Here is an 18,197-nt window from a genome sequence, read left to right as displayed (position 1 = left end):
TTTTGGAGGCCGGAACAGACTTGTTCCATCAGCGCCGCCACGGCGTTCCCCACGAGGAAAGCACCATGAGCAGCATCATTGCCGGTATCAAAATCCCCGACAGCGCGTTGGCCAAGGCCACCACCGAATACATTCGCGACGCCGAGTCCGATTTGCTTTACCACCATTCGCGCCGGGTGTTTCTGTTCGGCGCCTTGAGCGGTGAGCGCAAGCAGTTGGCCTACGATCCAGAGATGCTCTACGTCGGCGCCATGTTCCATGACCTGGGCCTGGTGGAAGGTCATCGCACGGACAACGAGCGCTTCGAAGTCGATAGCGCCAACGCCGCCAAAGCGTTCCTCAAGCCGTATGGGTTGTCGGATGGCGATATCGAGCAGGTGTGGCTTTCGATTGCCCTGCACACCACGCCGGGCGTACCGCAACACTTGCGGCCTAACGTGGCATTGGTCACGGCCGGTGTGGAAATGGATGTGCTGGGTATCGATTACGCCGCGTTTCCCACCGTGCAGCGTGAGGAAGTGGTGCATGCGCACCCACGGGGCGAGGGGTTCAAGGAATGCATCCTGTGCGCGTTCGCTAATGGCTTCAAACACAAGCCGGACACTACGTTCGGCACGGTGAACGCAGATGTGCTGGTGGACAGCGAGCCGGGGTTCAAGCCGATGAACTTCGTCGAGATCATCCGCAAGTCTCCCTGGATGTCCTAAAACAACTGTGGGAGCGAGCCTGCTCGCGAATGCGGTGTGTCAGTCGACATCTCTATCAACTGACACGACCTCATCGCGAGCAGGCTCGCTCCCACACTGGATCGGGGTTGGCCACATAATCGTGGCCAACCATCAAGCCGCTTCCGGCGCCTGCTGGGCGCGACGCACGTCCGGTTGTTTCCAGGAGTCGGCCGCGCTTTCTTCGATCGCCTGCTGGATCGCACGCTTGCGCGCTTCTTCGGCACGGCGGCTGAAGAACCAGACCAGGAAGGTCATCAGCGAAACCGCCAGCAGAATCAGGCTGGCCACGGCGTTGATCTCGGGTTTAACCCCAAGGCGCACCGCCGAGAACACTTCCATCGGCAGGGTCGTGGAGCCCGGGCCCGACACGAAGCTCGCCAACACCAGGTCATCCAGGGACAGGGCGAACGACATCATGCCGCCGGCACCCAGGGATGGCGCGATCATCGGGATGGTGATCAAGAAAAACACCTTCCATGGCCGCGCACCGAGGTCCATGGCCGCCTCTTCGATGGACAGGTCCAGCTCACGCAAGCGCGCCGACACCACCACCGCCACATACGCCGCACAGAACGTGGTGTGAGCGATCCAGATGGTGACGATGCCGCGTTCTTGTGGCCAACCGATCATCTGCGCCATGGCCACGAACAGCAGCAACAGCGACAGACCGGTGATCACTTCGGGCATCACCAGCGGCGCGGTGACCAGGCCGCCGAACAGCGTGCGACCCTTGAAGTGGGTGATACGGGTCAGCACAAATGCCGCCAACGTACCCAGTGCCACCGCCGCCACCGCCGTGTAGCAGGCGATTTCCAGCGAGCGCACCACCGAACCCATCAATTGAGTGTTGTCCATCAAACCGACGTACCACTTGATCGACCAGCCGCCCCACACCGTCACCAGTTTCGAGGCGTTGAACGAGTAGATCACCAGGATCAGCATCGGCGCGTAGATGAACAGCAAGCCCGCGATCAGCATGAAACTCGAGAAACGGAAGCGCTTCATTCTTTACCCTCCATTTCCTTGGCCTGACTGCGGTTGAACAGAATAATCGGCACAATCAGGATCGCCAGCATCACCACCGCCAGGGCAGACGCCACCGGCCAGTCGCGGTTGTTGAAGAATTCTTGCCAGAGCACTTTACCGATCATCAGGGTTTCCGGACCGCCCAGCAGTTCCGGGATCACGAACTCGCCCACCACCGGAATGAACACCAGCATGCAGCCGGCGACGATGCCGTTCTTCGACAGCGGAATAGTGATCTTCCAGAAGCTGTTGAACGTGCTCGAACCCAGGTCCGACGCAGCTTCCAGCAGACTGTTGTCGTGCTTCACCAGGTTGGCGTAAAGCGGCAGGATCATGAACGGCAGGTACGAATAGACCACGCCGATGTACACGGCGAGGTTGGTGTTGAGGATCTGCAGCGGTTCGTCGATCCAGCCCATGGTCATCAGGAAACCGTTGAGCAGGCCGTTGTTGCTGAGGATGCCCATCCACGCATACACGCGGATCAGGATCGCCGTCCAGGTCGGCATCATGATCAGCAGCACCAGCACCGTTTGCAGCTCTTTACGGGCACTGGCGATGGCGTAGGCCATCGGGTAGCCAATCAGCAGGCAGAGGACGGTGCTGATCAGCGCCATCTTCAGCGAGCCGAGGTAGGCGGCGATGTACAACTCGTCGCCGGCCAGCATCGCGTAGTTGCTCAGGTTAAGCAGCAACTGCACCTTCTGGTCGATGTAGCTGTAGATTTCGGTGTACGGAGGAATGGCTACGTCGGCTTCAGCGAAGCTGATCTTCAGGACGATGAAGAACGGCAGCATGAAGAACAGGAACAGCCAAATGAACGGAACCCCGATGACCAGCTGGCGGCCACCGGGAATTATTCGATTGAGGCGGCGTTTGAATTTGCGCATGTTCATGAGCGAAGTACCACGCCGCTATCGTCTTCCCAGTACACGTAGACCTGGTCACCCCAGGTTGGGCGCTGGCCACGGCGCTCGGCGTTGGCGACGAACGACTGGACGATCTTGCCGCTCGGCAGCTCGACGTAGAACACCGAGTGACCGCCGAGGTAGGCGATGTCGTGCACCTTGCCGCTGGACCAGTTGTATTCGCAGGTCGGCATGGTCGGGGTCACCAGCAGTTTTTCCGGACGGATCGCGTAGGTCACGGATTTGTCCTGCACCGAGGTGCTGATGCCGTGACCCACGTAGATCTTCCGGTCGAGGTCCTTGCAGGTGATGATCGCATGACCCTCGGCGTCATCGATCACTTCGCCGTCGAAGATGTTGACGTTGCCGATGAACTCGCAGACTAGGCGGCTGGTCGGGGTTTCGTAGATGTCGATCGGGCTGCCGATCTGGGCGATCCAGCCCAGGTGCATGATCGCAATGCGCTCGGCCATGGTCATGGCCTCTTCCTGATCGTGGGTCACCATGACGCAGGTCACGCCGACGCGCTCGATGATCTCGACCAGTTCCAGCTGCATTTGCGAACGTAGCTTCTTGTCCAGCGCCCCCATCGGCTCGTCGAGCAGCAACAGCTTCGGCCGCTTGGCCAACGAGCGCGCCAGGGCCACACGCTGACGCTGACCACCGGACAACTGATGCGGCTTGCGTTTGGCGTACTGGGTCATCTGAACCAGTTTGAGCATGTCTGCGACACGGGCATCGACTTCAGAGGCGGGCAGCTTGTCCTGCTTGAGGCCGAAGGCGATGTTCTGCGCCACGGTCATGTGCGGGAACAACGCGTAGGACTGGAACATCATGTTGATCGGCCGCTCGTATGGCGGCATGTCAGTGATGTCTACGCCATCGAGGTAAATGCGCCCCTCCGTGGGCCGTTCGAAGCCTGCGAGCATGCGCAGCAACGTGGATTTGCCCGATCCAGAACCGCCGAGCAAGGCGAAAATCTCGCCTTTCTTGATTTCCAGGGACACATCGTCCACGGCAATCGTCTCGTCGAACTTCTTCGTGACCCGGTCGATTTTGACCAGCACCTGTTTAGGTGTCTGGTCGCCCTCGAGGGCTTTCTTATAGGCGCCGGAGGCAACTGCCATTTACGAAACTCCCAGAAAAAAAGAGTGCAGTTCGCTCAAGGTGAGCCAACCTTGGATAGTTTGAGCCTTGTCGCTATTTACCCGACTTGACCTTGGTCCAGCTGCGGGTCATCAAACGTTGAATGTTTGGTGGTAACTCGACGGACACATAGGTCTTGTCGAGAACGGCTTGCGGTGGATAGACCGACTCGTCGGTGCGGATGGACTGTTCCATCAACTTGTCCGAGCCAGGGTTGGGGTTCGCATAGCCAACAGAATCACTGACCTGTGCGATCACCTCGGGTTTCAACAAATAGTTGATGAAGGCGTGGGCCTCTTTGACGTTGCTCGAATCCTTCGGAATCGCAAGCATGTCGAACCACAGCGCACCGCCCTCCTTGGGAATGGTATAGGCCACATTCACGCCTTTGCCGGCCTCGGATGCCCGGGCCTTGGCCTGGAACATGTCACCGGAGAAACCGATGGCGATGCAGATGTCGCCGTTGGCGAGGTCCGCGATGTATTTGGAGGAGTGGAAGTACGTCACGTAAGGGCGCACCGCCAGCAACTTGGCTTCGGCCTTTTTGTAGTCTTCGGGGTTGGTGCTGTTAGCGTTGAGGCCCATGTAGTTGAGGACGGTGGGCATCATTTCATCGGCGGAATCGAGGAACGCGACACCGCAAGCGTGCAGCTTCTTGATGTTCTGCGGTTCGAATACCGCGCTCCAGGAGTCGATCTTGTCGACGCCCAGTACCGCCTTGATCTTGTCGACGTTGTAACCGATGCCGTTGGTGCCCCACAGGTAAGGCACGGCGTACAAGTTGCCCGGATCGTTTTGCTCAAGACGCTTGAGCAGTACCGGATCGAGGTTGGCATAGTTAGGCAGCTTCGACTTGTCGAGCTTCTGGAAGGCGCCCGCCTTGATCTGTTTGCCCAGGAAGTGGTTGGACGGTACGACCACGTCGTAACCGGTGCGCCCGGCCAGCAACTTGCCTTCCAGGGTTTCGTTGGAATCGAAGACGTCATAAACCGGTTTGATGCCGGTCTCTTTCTGGAAGTCGGCCAGCGTCGTCGGGCCGATGTAGTCCGACCAGTTATAAATATGCACAGTGCCGGCGGCCTGGACACTGACAGCGAGTGTCAGCCCGGCGCCGACCAGCATGGCATTGCGCAACAAAGAAAAAATAGGCAAGTGGAGGTCCTCTAAAATTAGTTGGGCCCAAGTTGCCCCGCGTTACATGACAGGCATGGCTGCCCAGCAACAAAACCGGCGCGCAACTTACCCTCGAAAAACCGTTCCAGCAAAACTTTCTGTCATTTAATTACACCTGTTGCCGTCACCGCGCAGGCGACGGCAACAGGTTGTTGCCTCAAAACGGCTTATTTACCCGATTTGATCTTGGTCCAGCTGCGCGTCATGATCCGCTGGGTCGCGGCCGGCAAGTCGGCAATCGCGTACAACTTGGCCAGCACTTCTGCCGGCGGGTAGATGCCCGGGTCGGCGGTGATTTCTTTATCAACCAAGGCGGTGGCGGCCGCGTTACCGTTCGGGAAGCGCACGGCGTTGGTGATTTCAGCCATGATTTCCGGCTTCTGCAGGAAGGTCATGAACTTGTAGGCGCCTTCGACGTTTTCGGCATCTTTAGGGATGGCGACCATGTCGTAGAAGCTACCGGCACCTTCTTTCGGAATGTTGTAGCTGACTTTCACCTTGTCACCGGCTTCAGCCGCGCGGGACTTGGCCTGGTAGATGTCACCCGAGTAACCCACGGCCACGCAGATGTTGCCGTTGGCCAGGTCGGAGATGTACTTGGACGAGTGGAAGTAGCCCACCGAAGGACGAATCTTCAGGAACAGCGCTTCGGCTTCGGCCAGTTGTTTTTTGTCCTGGCTGTCGGTTGGATAGCCCAGGTAGTGCAACGCCACCGGAATCATCTCGGTTGGCGAATCGAGGAAACTGATACCGCACGACTTCAACTTCGCGGCGTTTTCAGGTTTGAACAGCAGGTCCCAGGAATTGGTTGGTGCATCCGCACCCAGTGCAGCCTTGACCTTCTCGGCGTTGAAGCCAATGCCGATCGAACCCCACATGTACGGGAAAGCGTGTTCGTTGCCCGGGTCGCTCACCGACACAGCCTTGAGCAGGTCAGTGTTCAGGTTTTTCCAGTTAGGCAGCTTGGACTTGTCCAGCTTCTGGTAAACGCCGGCCTTGATCTGCTTGGCCAGGAAGTTGTTCGACGGTACGACAATGTCGTAACCGGACTTGCCTGCCAGCAACTTGGCTTCCAGGGTTTCGTTACTGTCGAATACGTCGTAGACAACCTTGATGCCGGACTCGGTTTCGAACTTCTTGATGGTGTCCGGCGCGATGTAGTCGGACCAGTTATAGACGTGCAACACCTTGTCGTCCGCCTGAACCGCACCCGCCATTATGCCCATCAGGGACATGGCGAGAAGTGTCTTGCCAGCAAGCTTTTTTCCTAATGCCTTCATGCGTAATGCTCCAAATTTTTTCTTTTTTGAACCACTTTGTTCAGCGGCCGAACCCGGACAACTGGAACCGCGGCTAGTCTGGCAAGATCCGAGGCGGTCTTTCAAGGAAAGGCCTCCCTTAGAACTGCTCTGAGCGAAAGTTTCATGACTCCCGCCCAGAGCCTAGCACTTAGCCCTGCAACGCACTCAGGGTCAGGTCCAGGCACTTGCGTGCCTTGGTTACCAGCTCATCGATTTCAGCCTTGGTAATCACCAGCGGCGGAGCAATGATCATGGTGTCCCCCACGGCGCGCATGATCAGGCCGTTGTCGAAGCAGAACTGGCGGCAGATCATGCCGACGCCCTTGCCTTCGTAACGCTTGCGAGTGGCCTTGTCCTGCACCAGCTCGATTGCCCCCAGCAGACCGACCCCACGCACTTCCCCCACCAACGGGTGATCGTTCAGTTCCCGTAGACGCTTTTGCAAATAGGGTGCCGTTTCGGCATGAACACGCTCGATAATTTTTTCTTCGCGCAGGATGCGGATGTTTTCCAGTGCCACCGCCGCGGCCACCGGGTGTCCGGAATAAGTGAAACCGTGGTTGAAATCACCACCTTCGTTGAGCACGGCGACCACTTCGTCACGCACGATCAGGCCACCCATCGGAATGTAGCCGGAGGTCAGGCCCTTGGCGATGGTCATCATGTCGGGCTTGAGGTCGTAGAAATCGGTACCGAACCACTCACCGGTGCGGCCGAAACCACAGATCACTTCGTCTGCCACGAACAGGATGTCGTACTTGGCGAGGATTTCCTTGATGCGCGGCCAGTAGGTGTCTGGCGGAATGATCACGCCGCCAGCGCCCTGGATCGGCTCGGCAATAAAGGCGCCGACGTTGTCCACGCCGAGTTCCAGAATCTTTTCTTCCAGCTGATTGGCCGCCCACACACCGAACTCTTCCGGTGTCATGTCGCCGCCTTCGCCGAACCAGTACGGCTGGGCGATGTGGACGATGCCCGGGATCGGCAAGTCGCCTTGTTCGTGCATGTAGGTCATGCCGCCCAGGCTCGCGCCGGCCACGGTGGAACCGTGATAGCCATTCTTGCGGCTGATGATGACTTTCTTCTTCGGCTGGCCCTTGATCGCCCAATAGTGGCGGACCATCCGCAGCATGGTGTCGTTGCCTTCGGACCCGGAACCGGTGAAGAACACGTGGTTCATGCCTTCCGGTGCGATGTCGGCGATGGCCTTGGCCAGTTCCAGCACCGGCGGGTGGGCCGTCTGGAAGAACAGGTTGTAGTAAGGCAGTTCGCGCATCTGTTTGCTGGCGGCATCGGCCAGTTCATCGCGACCGTAGCCAATCGCAACGCACCACAGGCCGGCCATGCCGTCGAGGATCTTGTTGCCTTCGCTGTCCCAGAGGTAAACGCCTTTGGCGCTGGTGATGATCCGCGGGCCTTTCTCTTTCAGCTGCTTGAAGTCGCTGAACGGGGCCAGGTGGTGATCGTTGCTCAGGGTTTGCCATTCACGGGTTTGCGGATTGTTGCTAGTCATACCAATCTCCAAAAAAAAACAGGTGAAAGCGCCGCCCGACAACGACGACGCCCGGCGTATCAGACGGCGAAGAGCAGGAATTCCCGCTCCCATGAGCTGATGACGCGCTTGAAGTTTTCATGCTCGGCCCGCTTGACCGCGACGTAGCCAGTGATGAATTTCTTGCCCAGGTATTTCTCGATAGTCGCGCTGTTTTCCATGCGTTCCAGCGCGTCTTCGATGGTCAGTGGCAGGCGCAGGTTGCGGCGTTCATAGCCACGACCCACCACCGGCGCACTCGGGTTCAAGCCTTCGACCATGCCGATGTAACCGCAGAGCAGGCTCGCGGCAATCGCCAGGTACGGGTTGGCGTCGGCGCCCGGCAGGCGGTTTTCCACCCGACGGTTTTGCGGCCCGGCATCCGGAACCCGCAGGCCCACGGTGCGGTTCTCTTCGCCCCACTCCACGTTCACCGGTGCCGAGGTGTCCGGCAGGAAGCGGCGGAACGAGTTGACGTTGGGTGCGAACAGCGGCAACAGCTCGGGGATCAGTTTCTGCAAGCCACCGATGTGGTGCAGGAACAGCTGACTCATGGTCCCGTCTTCATTAGAGAAGACGTTCTTGCCGGTTTCGAGGTCGATGATGCTTTGGTGCAAGTGCATGGCACTGCCGGGCTCGCCAGTCATGGGTTTGGCCATGAAGGTGGCCGCCACGTCGTGCTTGAGCGCGGCTTCGCGCATGGTGCGTTTGAACACCAGGATCTGGTCAGCCAGGGACAGGGCATCGCCGTGACGGAAATTGATTTCCATCTGCGCCGTGCCGTCCTCGTGGATCAGCGTGTCGAGGTCCAGCTCCTGCAATTCGCACCAGTCGTAGACGTCCTCGAACAGCGGATCGAATTCGTTCGCGGCTTCAATGGAGAACGACTGACGACCGATTTCCGGGCGCCCGGAACGGCCGATAGGCGGTTGCAACGGGTAGTCCGGATCGTCACTGCGCTTGGTCAGGTAAAACTCCATTTCTGGCGCAACGATCGGCTGCCAGCCCTTCTCGGAATAGAGTTTGAGCACTTTCTTGAGTACGTTGCGAGGCGACAGCTCAATCGGGTTGCCCTGCTTGTCATAGGTGTCATGGATCACCTGCGCGGTGGGCTCGACGGCCCAAGGCACCAGGAACACCGCGTTCTGATCGGGGCGGCAGATCATGTCGATGTCGGCCGGGTCGAGCAGTTCGTAATAGATGTCGTCTTCGACATAGTCGCCCGTCACGGTCTGCAGCAGAACGCTCTCGGGCAGGCGCATGCCTTTTTCAGCAATGAACTTGTTGGTCGGCGAAATCTTGCCCCGGGTGATCCCGGTCAAGTCGGCGATCATGCATTCGACTTCTGTGATCTTGTGGTCTTTCAACCAATCGGTGAGCTGGTCGAGGTTGTTACTCATAAATGCCTCTTAGGCTGAGTTTCCTGACTCTTATAAGTCAGGCGTTGTTTGACGCACGGGCGTCGCGTGATACAGATTGCCACTGCAATAGCCGCGCACAAGTACCCACACGGGTAATGGCGTGGGTCAGTGAGAGCGTAGTGGAGCGTGCAGAATCATGAGCAGAAGCCGACGCGTTGGTCGGGCTGCCAGGGCGAAACGGAACTATATTGGATAAAGAGGCAGTCAAGAGAATGTCGTGCAGACCGTCCAGAATATCGGACGGTGCCAGCAGGTTCGCCGGGGAAGTAAGAGTCGACGGCACGCCTTGGGCAACGCTTGCCTTGGCGTGGACGCTACGATCGCCACTGATGTGATAAGCATACAGACCGATCTGCCTTGAGCAGATGGCGACGCCGATTAACGGCAGGCGAGACATGAAGCACCCCGGTATTATTGCTGTTATGGGTTTGAATCGAGCTTAGCCTTGTTCATTTTTTTACACAACACCCCCGTAAAAAATACAACACGGCCCGCTCAAGCTCGCGGGCGCTAAAGCGCTCAAAGGCATAAAAACGCCCCAAACTGCCTCAAAAAAGCCCTACGAGCGCTTTTTTAGGGCAAAAAAGGCCTCGCTTGACTTCGGCATGCCGTTCGGGTTGACTGAAACCCGAAGAGATCAATGATTGATATTTTTAACAACAAAGGTGTTGCATCATGTCGGTACCCCCGCGTGCCGTTCAGCTTAACGAAGCGAACGCGTTCCTTAAGGAACATCCTGAGGTTCTGTACGTTGACCTTCTGATTGCGGATATGAATGGTGTGGTGCGCGGCAAGCGCATTGAACGCACCAGTCTCCACAAGGTTTACGAGAAAGGCATCAACCTGCCGGCCTCTCTATTTGCTCTGGATATCAATGGCTCGACGGTGGAAAGCACCGGCCTGGGCCTGGACATCGGTGATGCTGACCGAATCTGCTATCCAATCCCCGACACCCTGTGCAATGAACCCTGGCAGAAGCGCCCGACTGCGCAACTGTTAATGACCATGCACGAACTCGAAGGTGAACCTTTCTTCGCGGATCCCCGTGAAGTCTTGCGTCAAGTTGTTACCAAGTTTGACGAGATGGGTTTGACCATCTGCGCCGCGTTCGAACTTGAGTTCTACCTGATCGACCAGGAGAACGTGAACGGTCGCCCACAACCTCCGCGCTCGCCGATTTCCGGCAAACGCCCGCATTCGACCCAGGTTTACCTGATCGACGACCTCGACGAATACGTCGACTGCCTCCAGGACATTCTGGAAGGTGCGAAAGAGCAAGGCATCCCTGCCGACGCGATCGTCAAGGAAAGTGCTCCGGCGCAGTTCGAAGTGAACCTGCACCACGTGGCTGACCCGATCAAGGCCTGCGACTATGCGGTCCTGCTCAAGCGTCTGATCAAGAACATCGCCTACGACCATGAGATGGACACCACCTTCATGGCCAAGCCTTATCCAGGCCAGGCGGGTAACGGTCTGCACGTCCACATCTCGATTCTTGATAAAGATGGCAAGAATATTTTTGCCAGCGAGGATCCCGAGCAGAACGCCGCACTGCGTCACGCGATCGGCGGTGTGCTCGAGACCCTACCGGCGCAGATGGCTTTCCTCTGCCCGAACGTCAACTCCTACCGTCGTTTCGGCGCACAGTTCTACGTGCCGAACTCGCCGTGCTGGGGCCTGGACAACCGTACTGTGGCGATCCGCGTACCGACCGGTTCCTCCGATGCCGTGCGCATCGAACACCGTGTGGCCGGTGCCGACGCCAACCCGTATCTGTTGATGGCTTCGGTCCTGGCAGGCGTGCATCACGGCCTGACCAACAAGATCGAGCCGGGCGCCCCCGTGGAAGGCAACTCCTACGAGCAGAACGAGCAGAGCCTGCCGAACAACCTGCGCGATGCATTGCGCGAGCTGGACGACAGCGAAGTCATGGCCAAGTACATCGATCCGAAATACATCGATATCTTCGTCGCGTGCAAAGAGAGCGAGCTGGAGGAGTTTGAACACTCCATCTCCGACCTTGAGTACAACTGGTACCTGCATACCGTGTAAGCGGTTGCCGTAAAAACAACGCCGCCGGCTATTGAAGCCTGCGGCGTTTTTTTATGGCCAACATCAAACCTGTGGCGAGGGAGCTTGCTCCCGCTGGGTTGCGAAGCGGCCCCAAAACAGTCAATGAGGTGTGTCTGACAGAACCGTATCGCTGTTACAGGGAGTCCTTCGGCCTCCAACGGGAGCAAGCTCCCTCGCCACAGGGGATATGGAACATGTGCCCGCTCTGCGTACAATGCCCGCTGCCCCGCAGGAGGACTCCAATGACGCGCACCGCCACCGTTCGCAAACCCCGCGCCCGCAGCCAGGCCCGGATCGATTCGATACTCGATGCCGCCCGCACGCTGCTGGCGGCCGAAGGCGTGGCCAGTCTGTCGATCTACAGCGTCGCCGAACGCGCGGAGATCCCGCCCTCCTCCGTCTACCATTTCTTCGCCAGCGTCCCGGCGCTGCTTGAAGCCTTGACGGCCGACGTCCACGCCGCGTTCCGCGCCTGTCTGCAAGCGCCCATCGACCACGAAGGCCTCAACGGTTGGCGCGACCTGTCGCGAATCGTCGAGCAGCGCATGCTCGACATCTACGACGAAGACGCTGCCGCCCGGCAACTGATCCTCGCCCAGCACGGACTCACCGAAGTCACCCAGGCCGACCGTCAGCACGACATCGAACTCGGCGACCTGATGCACAAGTTGTTCGATCATCACTTCGAGTTGCCTAGATTGCCGAGCGATGTCGATGTGTTTGCCCTGGCGATGGAGCTCGGCGACCGCGTCTACGCCCGTTCAGTGCAGCAGCATGGGCAGATCACGCCGCGCATGGCAGAGGAAGGGATGCGGGTGTTTGATGCATACCTGGGGCTTTATCTGCCGCCGTACCTGCCGAAGCGCCCCATTTACGCCTGATTTCTGCGGTGCCTGCGATGGCTTCTTCGCGAGCAGGCTCGCTCCCACATTGGATCTTCAGCGGGCATAGCGTCTGTGTACGGTACAACTCCCTGTGGGAGCGAGCCTGCTCGCGAAGGCCGCACCGCTAAACTCACTGATTCAAACACATAAAAAACCCCGAAGGGTTCACACCCTCCGGGGTTGTCTGCACGGCATGCCCTTACAACTTGGCGATCGACACCTCGGTGGATTTCACAAACGCGATCACTTCACTGCCGACCACCAGTTCCAGCTCTTTCACTGAACGCGTGGTGATCACCGAAGTGACGATGCCGGAAGCGGTCTGTACGTCGATTTCCGACAGCACGTCGCCCAATACGATTTCCTTGATCGAGCCTTTGAACTGGTTGCGGACGTTGATGGCTTTGATAGTCATACGATTTCTCCTGAGGTCGAAATGAGCTGCAGGTGGCAAGCTACAAGTGGCAAGTAAAAGCGCCCTGCTTCTTCTTGCAGCTTGAAGCTTGCAACTCGCCGCTGCGTCTATTGCGCCCAGCGCAATTGCGTGGGCAAGGGTGAAACAGGTTCCGGTTCCGGCGGTTGGCCGGGCAGCGCCAGCACGCGATTGAGCACTTCGGTTTCCAGCGCCGCCAGCCGATGGGAGCCGCGCACGCGTGGGCGGGGCAATTCAACGGGCAGGTCGAGGCCGACTTCGCCCTCTTCGATCAGGATCACCCGGTCGGCAATCGCCACGGCTTCGCTGACGTCGTGGGTTACCAGCAACACGGTGAAGCCGTGCGTCTGCCAGAGCCGTTCGATCAACTGCTGCATTTCAATTCGGGTCAGGGCGTCCAGCGCGCCCAGGGGTTCGTCGAGCAACAGCAAGCGCGGTTGATGGATCAGCGCGCGGGCCAGGGCCACACGTTGTTTCTGGCCACCGGACAATGCGGCGGGCCATTCATTGGCGCGATCCGCCAGGCCGACCGATTCCAAGGCTTCCAGCGCTTGTGGCCGCCAGTTGCCCTTGAGCCCGAGGCCGACGTTGTCGATGACCTTTTTCCACGGCAGCAGACGCGCTTCCTGGAACATCAATCGGGTGTCTTCCCGGGCATCGTTCAGCGGCGCGGAGCCGGCGAGCAATTCACCCCCGGTGGGTTTGTCGAGACCGGCGAGCAACCGTAGCAAGGTACTTTTGCCGCAACCGCTACGACCCACCACGGCAACGAACTGACCCGCTGGAATGTGCAGGTCAATCTCACGCAACACCTGCCGAGAGCCGTAGGTTTTTTGCAGCTTACGCACCACCAGCGGGATCCCGCGCTGCAACCGTGGAGGTTGTTGAGCCGTCATGCCGCACCTCCTTTAACAACTTGATAGGCTGGGTGCCAGCGCAACCACACGCGCTCAAGCCCGCGGGCCGCGAGGTCGGCGAGTTTGCCGAGCACGGCGTACAGAAGAATCGCCAGCACCACCACATCGGTCTGCAAAAACTCCCGGGCATTCATCGCCAGGTAGCCAATGCCGGCGCTCGCGGAAATGGTTTCCGCGACGATCAGCGTCAACCACATGAAGCCCAGCGCGAAGCGCACACCCACCAGAATCGAAGGCAGCGCCCCCGGCAGAATCACCTGGCGAAACAGGCTGAAACCGGACAAGCCATAACTACGCGACATTTCCACCAACGCCGGATCGACGTTGCGGATACCGTGATAAGTGTTGAGGTAAATCGGGAACAACGTGCCCAACGCCACCAGGAAAATCTTCGCCGACTCGTCGATGCCGAACCACAGGATCACCAACGGAATCAGCGCCAAGTGCGGCACGTTGCGGATCATCTGCACCGAACTGTCGAGCAGGCGTTCGCCCCACTTCGACAGACCGGTGATGAAACCCAAGGTCAGGCCGATGCCGCCGCCAATGGCGAAGCCCAGCGCAGCACGCCAGCCGCTGATTGCCAGGTGCGTCCAGATTTCGCCGCTGCGCACCAGGCTCACGCCGGCCTCGATGACCGCGACCGGCGCCGGGAGAATCCGTGTCGACAACCAGCCCGCCGACACTGACAACTGCCACACCGCGAACAGCAACACCGGCAACGCCCAGGGCGCGAGGTTGTGGATAAGTCTCTTCATGCGCGCCTCAGCTCTGGGACGCGGCTTTGGGAAGAATGTCGTTGGCGACCATCTCACCGAACGGGCTGACGTAATTGGCGCCTTGGGGCAGTTCCGGACGTTCGACGTCGAGGTGCGGGAACAGCAATTCCGCAACCCGGTACGACTCTTCCAGGTGTGGATAACCGGAGAAGATGAAGGTATCGATGCCCAGGTCCGCGTATTCCTTCACGCGGGCAGCCACGGTCGGACCATCGCCCACCAACGCCGTACCGGCGCCGCCACGTACCAGGCCGACACCGGCCCACAGGTTGGGGCTGACTTCCAGGTTGTCGCGGCTGCCGCCATGCAGCGCGGCCATGCGTTGCTGGCCGACCGAATCGAACCGGGCCAGAGAAGCCTGGGCTCGGGCGATGATTCCATCGTCGAGATGGGAGATCAGCCGATCCGCCGCTTGCCAGGCTTCGGCATTGGTTTCTCGAACGATCACGTGCAAGCGAATGCCGAAACGCACGGTGCGACCCAGCTTCGCGGCTTTGGCTCGCACTTGTTCAATCTTCTCGGCGACGGCGGCCGGTGGCTCGCCCCAGGTCAGGACCATTTCCACCTGCTCGGCCGCGAGGTCTTGCGCCGCTTCCGACGAACCGCCGAAGTACAGCGGCGGACGCGGTTGCTGGATCGGTGGATAGAGCAACTTGGCGCCTTTCACGCTGATGTGCTGACCGTCGTAATCAACGGTTTCGCCTTCCAGTACGCGACGCCAGATGCGGGTGAATTCCACCGAGGCTTGATAGCGCTCTTCGTGAGTCAGGAACAAACCGTCGCCGGCCAATTCTTCCGGATCACCGCCGGTGACCAGGTTGAACAACGCACGGCCGCCGGACAGGCGATCCAGGGTCGCCGCCTGACGCGCGGCCACCGTCGGGGAAATGATCCCGGGGCGCAGCGCGACAAGGAATTTCAAACGCTGAGTCACTGGAATCAGCGACGCCGCCACCAGCCACGAGTCTTCGCAGGAGCGACCGGTGGGAATCAACACCCCACCGAAGCCCAGGCGATCCGCCGCCTGGGCGATTTGTTGCAGGTAACCGTGGTCGACGGCGCGGGCGCCTTCGGCGGTGCCAAGGTAATGGCCATCGCCGTGGGTAGGCAGGAACCAGAAAATATTGAGGCTCATGGAGTGGTAGCCTTGGGGAATCGAATTACTGCGTTTTGGCAACGGCTGCCGGTGGCGTCCAGATCACGTCTTTGATGCTCAACGGTTTCGGGATCAGCTTGAGCTGGTAGAAGCTGTCGGCGATTTTCTGTTGGGCGGCGACCACTTCAGGCGTGAGGAACAACGCGCCGTAACCCTGACGTTTCATCGAGGTCAGGGTGATGTCCGCTGGCAAGCCGAGCAGTGGCGAAACCTGTTGGGTCACCTCGACTGGATTGGCCTTGGACCACTCGCCGACGGCGCGCACTTCTTCCACGAGGGTCTTGATCACCTCAGGGTTTTTCTGTGCGTAAGGCTTGGTCGCCAGATAGAACTGGTGGTTGTCGACGATGCCCTGGCCATCGCGCAGGGTCCGCGCTTGCAGTTGCTGTTCGGCGGCAGCCTGGTACGGATCCCAGATCACCCACGCATCGACGCTGCCACGCTCGAACGCAGCGCGGGCATCGGCCGGCGGCAGGAATACGGTCTGGATGTCGGTGTATTTGAGGCCGGCGTCTTCCAGTGCGCGGACCAGCAAGTAGTGGACGTTGGAGCCTTTGTTCAGGACGACTTTCTTGCCCTTGAGGTCCTGCACCGATTTGATCGGTGAATCCTTCGGCACCAGGATCGCTTCGCTGTGTGGCGCTGGCGGTTCGTAGGCGACGTAGAGCAGATCGGCGCCGGCGGCTTGAGCAAAGACTGGTGGGGTTTCGCCGGTGACGCCGAAGTCGATCGAGCCGACGTTCAGGCCTTCAAGCAACTGCGGGCCGCCGGGGAATTCAGTCCATTGCACGTCCACGCCTTGGGCGGCGAGGCGTTTTTCCAACGTGCCTTTGGCTTTGAGCAGCACCAGGGTGCCGTACTTTTGATAACCGATTCGCAACGTCTCGGCTTGAGCTTGAGTAATGGCGCCGAAGGTGACAGCCGCTGCAAACAGAGCGACCAGACCACGACGCAAAATGACAGTGCGCATGGCGCTCTCCTTTTTGCAGTTGGGTTTTGGCTGCACCTGCTTGCCCGTTAGCGGGCGAGTAAGGCCAGTACATCAATTTCAGGTGTGGCTTTAGTGCTGACTTAAATGCTCCAGCGAGCACTCAACAAACGTTCATTCAACAGCTTCGGATCGATCGGCTTGGGCCGTCGGGCCATGGCGCTGAAAAACAGCTCCAGCGATTCCCTCAGTCGTTGTTCCAGCTCTGGCGCCAACTGCGCCTGGGCGCTGCCTTCGCCGTAAGCGATCTGGCTGTCTACCGCGAATACCCCATGGAGCATTTCCTGGGCTTTCAACGCCGACAGCACCGGCTTGAGCGCGTAATCCACCGCCAGCATGTGGGCGATACTGCCGCCGGTCGCCATGGGCAAAACCACTTTGTGGTCCAACGCGCGCTCGGGCAGCAAATCCAGCACGGTTTTCAGTGCACCGGAGAACGACGCCTTGTAGACCGGAGTGGCGATCAACAGGCCATCGGCATTTTCAATCTGTTGCAGCAGGTCGATCACCTTAGGGCTGTCGAAGCGTGCATGAAGCAAGTCTTCGGCCGGGAAGTCCCGCACCTGGTAACTCACCACTTCCACACCCTGCTCCTGCAACCAGCGTTGGGAGCGCTCCAGCAGCACCCCGGAGCGGGAGCGTTGGCTGGGACTGCCACCGAGTGAGACGACCAGCATTCAAATGATTCCTTGCACGGTGTTGGCGATTCGCGGTTTGCGATCTCGCTGTAATGGAGGTGACCTTAACAGGTGATTGTTATATCTATAAATCATATTTATTCATTTGGTTATGCGTATTGGATATATAAGAAGACACTTCCTGCGGGCGAAAAAAAGGCCGTCGAAACGGCCTGAAATCCCCTGCTTTATGGATACGGTTCAATCTTTCTGCGGTGCCTGCAATTCCGTCATCGCGAGCAGGCTCGCTCCCACAGTGGATAGCGTTCTACCTGCTCATGATGGCGATACCAGCCACACCGAAAATGTTGATGGCTTACCTGTTGGGCTGCGGCGTCAGACGCAGGTACGGTTTCACCGCGCGGTAACCCTTGGGAAAGCGCTGCTTGATTTCGTCTTCGTCCTTGAGCGACGGCACGATCACCACTTCATCACCGTCCTGCCAGTTGGCCGGGGTGGCCACCTTGTAGTTGTCGGTAAGTTGCAGCGAGTCGATCACCCGCAGGATCTCGTGAAAATTGCGCCCGGTACTCGCCGGGTAGGTGATGGTCAGCCGAATCTTTTTGTTCGGGTCGATCACGAATAGCGAGCGCACGGTCAGGGTGTCATTGGCGTTCGGGTGGATCAGGTCATAGAGGTCGGAGACCTTGCGGTCCGCGTCGGCCAGGATCGGGAAATTGACGACCGTGTTCTGGGTTTCATTGATGTCCTCGATCCACTTGTGATGCGAGTCCACCGGGTCCACGGACAGGGCGATGGCTTTGACGCCGCGATTGGAAAACTCATCCTTGAGCTTGGCAGTGAAGCCCAGTTCGGTGGTGCACACCGGCGTGAAGTCCGCCGGATGGGAAAACAGCACGCCCCAGCTATCGCCCAGCCATTCGTGGAAACGGAGGGTGCCGGCGCTGGAATCCTGTTCGAAGTCGGGGGCGATATCGCCCAGTCTGAGGCTCATGGTGCTGCTCCTGATGAGTGCTTGTCGGGCTTAACTTTGCCTGTGTTCCTTATGATTTAAAAAGAATAAATATCGATTTGTTTAGATCATCAATGAATATT

At 58.9% G+C, this 18,197-nt stretch carries 18 protein-coding genes; 3 read left to right on the top strand and 15 right to left on the bottom strand.

The window, feature by feature from the left end; all coding sequences use genetic code 11:
* Positions 1 to 65 precede the first annotated feature (65 nt).
* The gene (locus FHL16_RS00750) at positions 66 to 707 is read left to right on the top strand and encodes an HD domain-containing protein (RefSeq protein WP_077747187.1); all 642 of its coding nucleotides are present in this window, start codon (positions 66 to 68) and stop codon (positions 705 to 707) included.
* A 132-nt stretch (positions 708 to 839) separates the two neighbouring features.
* Here FHL16_RS00750 and FHL16_RS00745 read toward each other — a convergent pair whose 3' ends face one another.
* The 8 genes from FHL16_RS00745 to FHL16_RS00710 form a co-directional block, all read right to left on the bottom strand.
* Positions 840 to 1,733, bottom strand: a complete 894-nt coding sequence (locus FHL16_RS00745; protein WP_010466694.1) for an ABC transporter permease subunit — start codon at positions 1,731 to 1,733, stop codon at positions 840 to 842.
* A complete protein-coding gene (locus tag FHL16_RS00740; protein WP_169857238.1) occupies positions 1,730 to 2,611 on the bottom strand; it encodes an ABC transporter permease subunit in 882 nt (293 codons plus the stop codon). The genes FHL16_RS00745 and FHL16_RS00740 overlap by 4 nt, the downstream gene beginning before the upstream one ends.
* A gap of 35 nt (positions 2,612 to 2,646) precedes the next feature.
* A complete protein-coding gene (locus tag FHL16_RS00735; RefSeq protein ID WP_010466690.1) occupies positions 2,647 to 3,789 on the bottom strand; it encodes an ABC transporter ATP-binding protein in 1,143 nt (380 codons plus the stop codon).
* Between the two features lie 73 nt (positions 3,790 to 3,862).
* Complete coding sequence (locus FHL16_RS00730; protein WP_077747186.1) at positions 3,863 to 4,960, bottom strand: polyamine ABC transporter substrate-binding protein; 1,098 nt, start codon at positions 4,958 to 4,960, stop codon at positions 3,863 to 3,865.
* Between the two features lie 188 nt (positions 4,961 to 5,148).
* Positions 5,149 to 6,261 (bottom strand): polyamine ABC transporter substrate-binding protein, encoded by a 1,113-nt coding sequence (locus FHL16_RS00725; protein ID WP_010466686.1) that lies wholly within the window; start codon positions 6,259 to 6,261, stop codon positions 5,149 to 5,151.
* A gap of 169 nt (positions 6,262 to 6,430) precedes the next feature.
* The gene (locus tag FHL16_RS00720; protein ID WP_010466685.1) at positions 6,431 to 7,795 is read right to left on the bottom strand and encodes an aspartate aminotransferase family protein; all 1,365 of its coding nucleotides are present in this window, start codon (positions 7,793 to 7,795) and stop codon (positions 6,431 to 6,433) included.
* Between the two features lie 59 nt (positions 7,796 to 7,854).
* Positions 7,855 to 9,213 (bottom strand): glutamine synthetase family protein, encoded by a 1,359-nt coding sequence (locus FHL16_RS00715; RefSeq protein WP_010466683.1) that lies wholly within the window; start codon positions 9,211 to 9,213, stop codon positions 7,855 to 7,857.
* Positions 9,214 to 9,250: 37 nt separating this feature from the next.
* Positions 9,251 to 9,631, bottom strand: coding sequence for a glutamine amidotransferase (locus FHL16_RS00710; RefSeq protein WP_077747185.1), 381 nt, complete (start codon positions 9,629 to 9,631; stop codon positions 9,251 to 9,253).
* Between the two features lie 278 nt (positions 9,632 to 9,909).
* On the opposite strand from FHL16_RS00710, the gene FHL16_RS00705 reads away from it, so the two are divergent.
* Entirely contained in the window at positions 9,910 to 11,286 is a 1,377-nt protein-coding gene (locus FHL16_RS00705) for a glutamine synthetase family protein (RefSeq protein ID WP_010466681.1), read from the top strand.
* A gap of 263 nt (positions 11,287 to 11,549) precedes the next feature.
* Positions 11,550 to 12,188, top strand: coding sequence for a TetR/AcrR family transcriptional regulator (locus FHL16_RS00700; protein ID WP_077747184.1), 639 nt, complete (start codon positions 11,550 to 11,552; stop codon positions 12,186 to 12,188).
* A gap of 202 nt (positions 12,189 to 12,390) precedes the next feature.
* Here FHL16_RS00700 and FHL16_RS00695 read toward each other — a convergent pair whose 3' ends face one another.
* The 7 genes from FHL16_RS00695 to FHL16_RS00665 form a co-directional block, all read right to left on the bottom strand.
* Positions 12,391 to 12,606, bottom strand: coding sequence for a TOBE domain-containing protein (locus tag FHL16_RS00695; protein WP_003229256.1), 216 nt, complete (start codon positions 12,604 to 12,606; stop codon positions 12,391 to 12,393).
* 107 nt (positions 12,607 to 12,713) lie between these two features.
* Complete coding sequence (gene ssuB / locus FHL16_RS00690) at positions 12,714 to 13,520, bottom strand: aliphatic sulfonates ABC transporter ATP-binding protein (protein ID WP_077747183.1); 807 nt, start codon at positions 13,518 to 13,520, stop codon at positions 12,714 to 12,716.
* Positions 13,517 to 14,299 carry an aliphatic sulfonate ABC transporter permease SsuC gene (gene ssuC, locus FHL16_RS00685; RefSeq protein WP_077747182.1) on the bottom strand — a complete coding sequence of 261 codons (783 nt, stop codon included), beginning with the start codon at positions 14,297 to 14,299 and terminating at the stop codon, positions 13,517 to 13,519. Before ssuC ends, ssuB begins: the two co-directional genes overlap by 4 nt.
* A 7-nt stretch (positions 14,300 to 14,306) precedes the next feature.
* Positions 14,307 to 15,455, bottom strand: coding sequence for an FMNH2-dependent alkanesulfonate monooxygenase (gene ssuD / locus FHL16_RS00680; protein ID WP_077747181.1), 1,149 nt, complete (start codon positions 15,453 to 15,455; stop codon positions 14,307 to 14,309).
* A gap of 25 nt (positions 15,456 to 15,480) precedes the next feature.
* On the bottom strand, positions 15,481 to 16,446 hold the full coding sequence (locus tag FHL16_RS00675; protein WP_010466667.1) for a sulfonate ABC transporter substrate-binding protein: 966 nt from the start codon (positions 16,444 to 16,446) through the stop codon (positions 15,481 to 15,483).
* A gap of 101 nt (positions 16,447 to 16,547) precedes the next feature.
* The gene (gene ssuE / locus FHL16_RS00670) at positions 16,548 to 17,141 is read right to left on the bottom strand and encodes an NADPH-dependent FMN reductase (RefSeq protein WP_077747180.1); all 594 of its coding nucleotides are present in this window, start codon (positions 17,139 to 17,141) and stop codon (positions 16,548 to 16,550) included.
* A gap of 316 nt (positions 17,142 to 17,457) precedes the next feature.
* Positions 17,458 to 18,096, bottom strand: coding sequence for a peroxiredoxin (locus FHL16_RS00665; RefSeq protein ID WP_077747179.1), 639 nt, complete (start codon positions 18,094 to 18,096; stop codon positions 17,458 to 17,460).
* Between the last annotated feature and the right edge of the window lie 101 nt (positions 18,097 to 18,197).

Origin of the sequence: Pseudomonas sp. FSL W5-0299 (assembly GCF_005930655.1) — a bacterium.
In the GTDB taxonomy this organism is placed as follows: Bacteria; Pseudomonadota; Gammaproteobacteria; order Pseudomonadales; family Pseudomonadaceae; genus Aquipseudomonas; species Aquipseudomonas mandelii.
Note: the sequence above shows the minus strand (reverse complement) of the source record. Positions and strands in the feature narration are given on the sequence as shown.

What these genes read in the sequence shown, in the direction of transcription:
- FHL16_RS00750 (WP_077747187.1), top strand. Translation starts at nt 66, where the DNA reads ATGAGCAGCATCATTGCCGGTATCAAAATCCCCGACAGCGCGTTGGCC.
- FHL16_RS00745 (WP_010466694.1), bottom strand. Translation starts at nt 1,733, where the DNA reads ATGAAGCGCTTCCGTTTCTCGAGTTTCATGCTGATCGCGGGCTTGCTG.
- FHL16_RS00735 (WP_010466690.1), bottom strand. Translation starts at nt 3,789, where the DNA reads ATGGCAGTTGCCTCCGGCGCCTATAAGAAAGCCCTCGAGGGCGACCAG.
- FHL16_RS00725 (WP_010466686.1), bottom strand. Translation starts at nt 6,261, where the DNA reads ATGAAGGCATTAGGAAAAAAGCTTGCTGGCAAGACACTTCTCGCCATG.
- FHL16_RS00720 (WP_010466685.1), bottom strand. Translation starts at nt 7,795, where the DNA reads ATGACTAGCAACAATCCGCAAACCCGTGAATGGCAAACCCTGAGCAAC.
- FHL16_RS00715 (WP_010466683.1), bottom strand. Translation starts at nt 9,213, where the DNA reads ATGAGTAACAACCTCGACCAGCTCACCGATTGGTTGAAAGACCACAAG.
- FHL16_RS00710 (WP_077747185.1), bottom strand. Translation starts at nt 9,631, where the DNA reads ATGTCTCGCCTGCCGTTAATCGGCGTCGCCATCTGCTCAAGGCAGATC.
- FHL16_RS00705 (WP_010466681.1), top strand. Translation starts at nt 9,910, where the DNA reads ATGTCGGTACCCCCGCGTGCCGTTCAGCTTAACGAAGCGAACGCGTTC.
- FHL16_RS00700 (WP_077747184.1), top strand. Translation starts at nt 11,550, where the DNA reads ATGACGCGCACCGCCACCGTTCGCAAACCCCGCGCCCGCAGCCAGGCC.
- FHL16_RS00695 (WP_003229256.1), bottom strand. Translation starts at nt 12,606, where the DNA reads ATGACTATCAAAGCCATCAACGTCCGCAACCAGTTCAAAGGCTCGATC.
- ssuB (WP_077747183.1), bottom strand. Translation starts at nt 13,520, where the DNA reads ATGACGGCTCAACAACCTCCACGGTTGCAGCGCGGGATCCCGCTGGTG.
- ssuC (WP_077747182.1), bottom strand. Translation starts at nt 14,299, where the DNA reads ATGAAGAGACTTATCCACAACCTCGCGCCCTGGGCGTTGCCGGTGTTG.
- ssuD (WP_077747181.1), bottom strand. Translation starts at nt 15,455, where the DNA reads ATGAGCCTCAATATTTTCTGGTTCCTGCCTACCCACGGCGATGGCCAT.
- FHL16_RS00675 (WP_010466667.1), bottom strand. Translation starts at nt 16,446, where the DNA reads ATGCGCACTGTCATTTTGCGTCGTGGTCTGGTCGCTCTGTTTGCAGCG.
- ssuE (WP_077747180.1), bottom strand. Translation starts at nt 17,141, where the DNA reads ATGCTGGTCGTCTCACTCGGTGGCAGTCCCAGCCAACGCTCCCGCTCC.
- FHL16_RS00665 (WP_077747179.1), bottom strand. Translation starts at nt 18,096, where the DNA reads ATGAGCCTCAGACTGGGCGATATCGCCCCCGACTTCGAACAGGATTCC.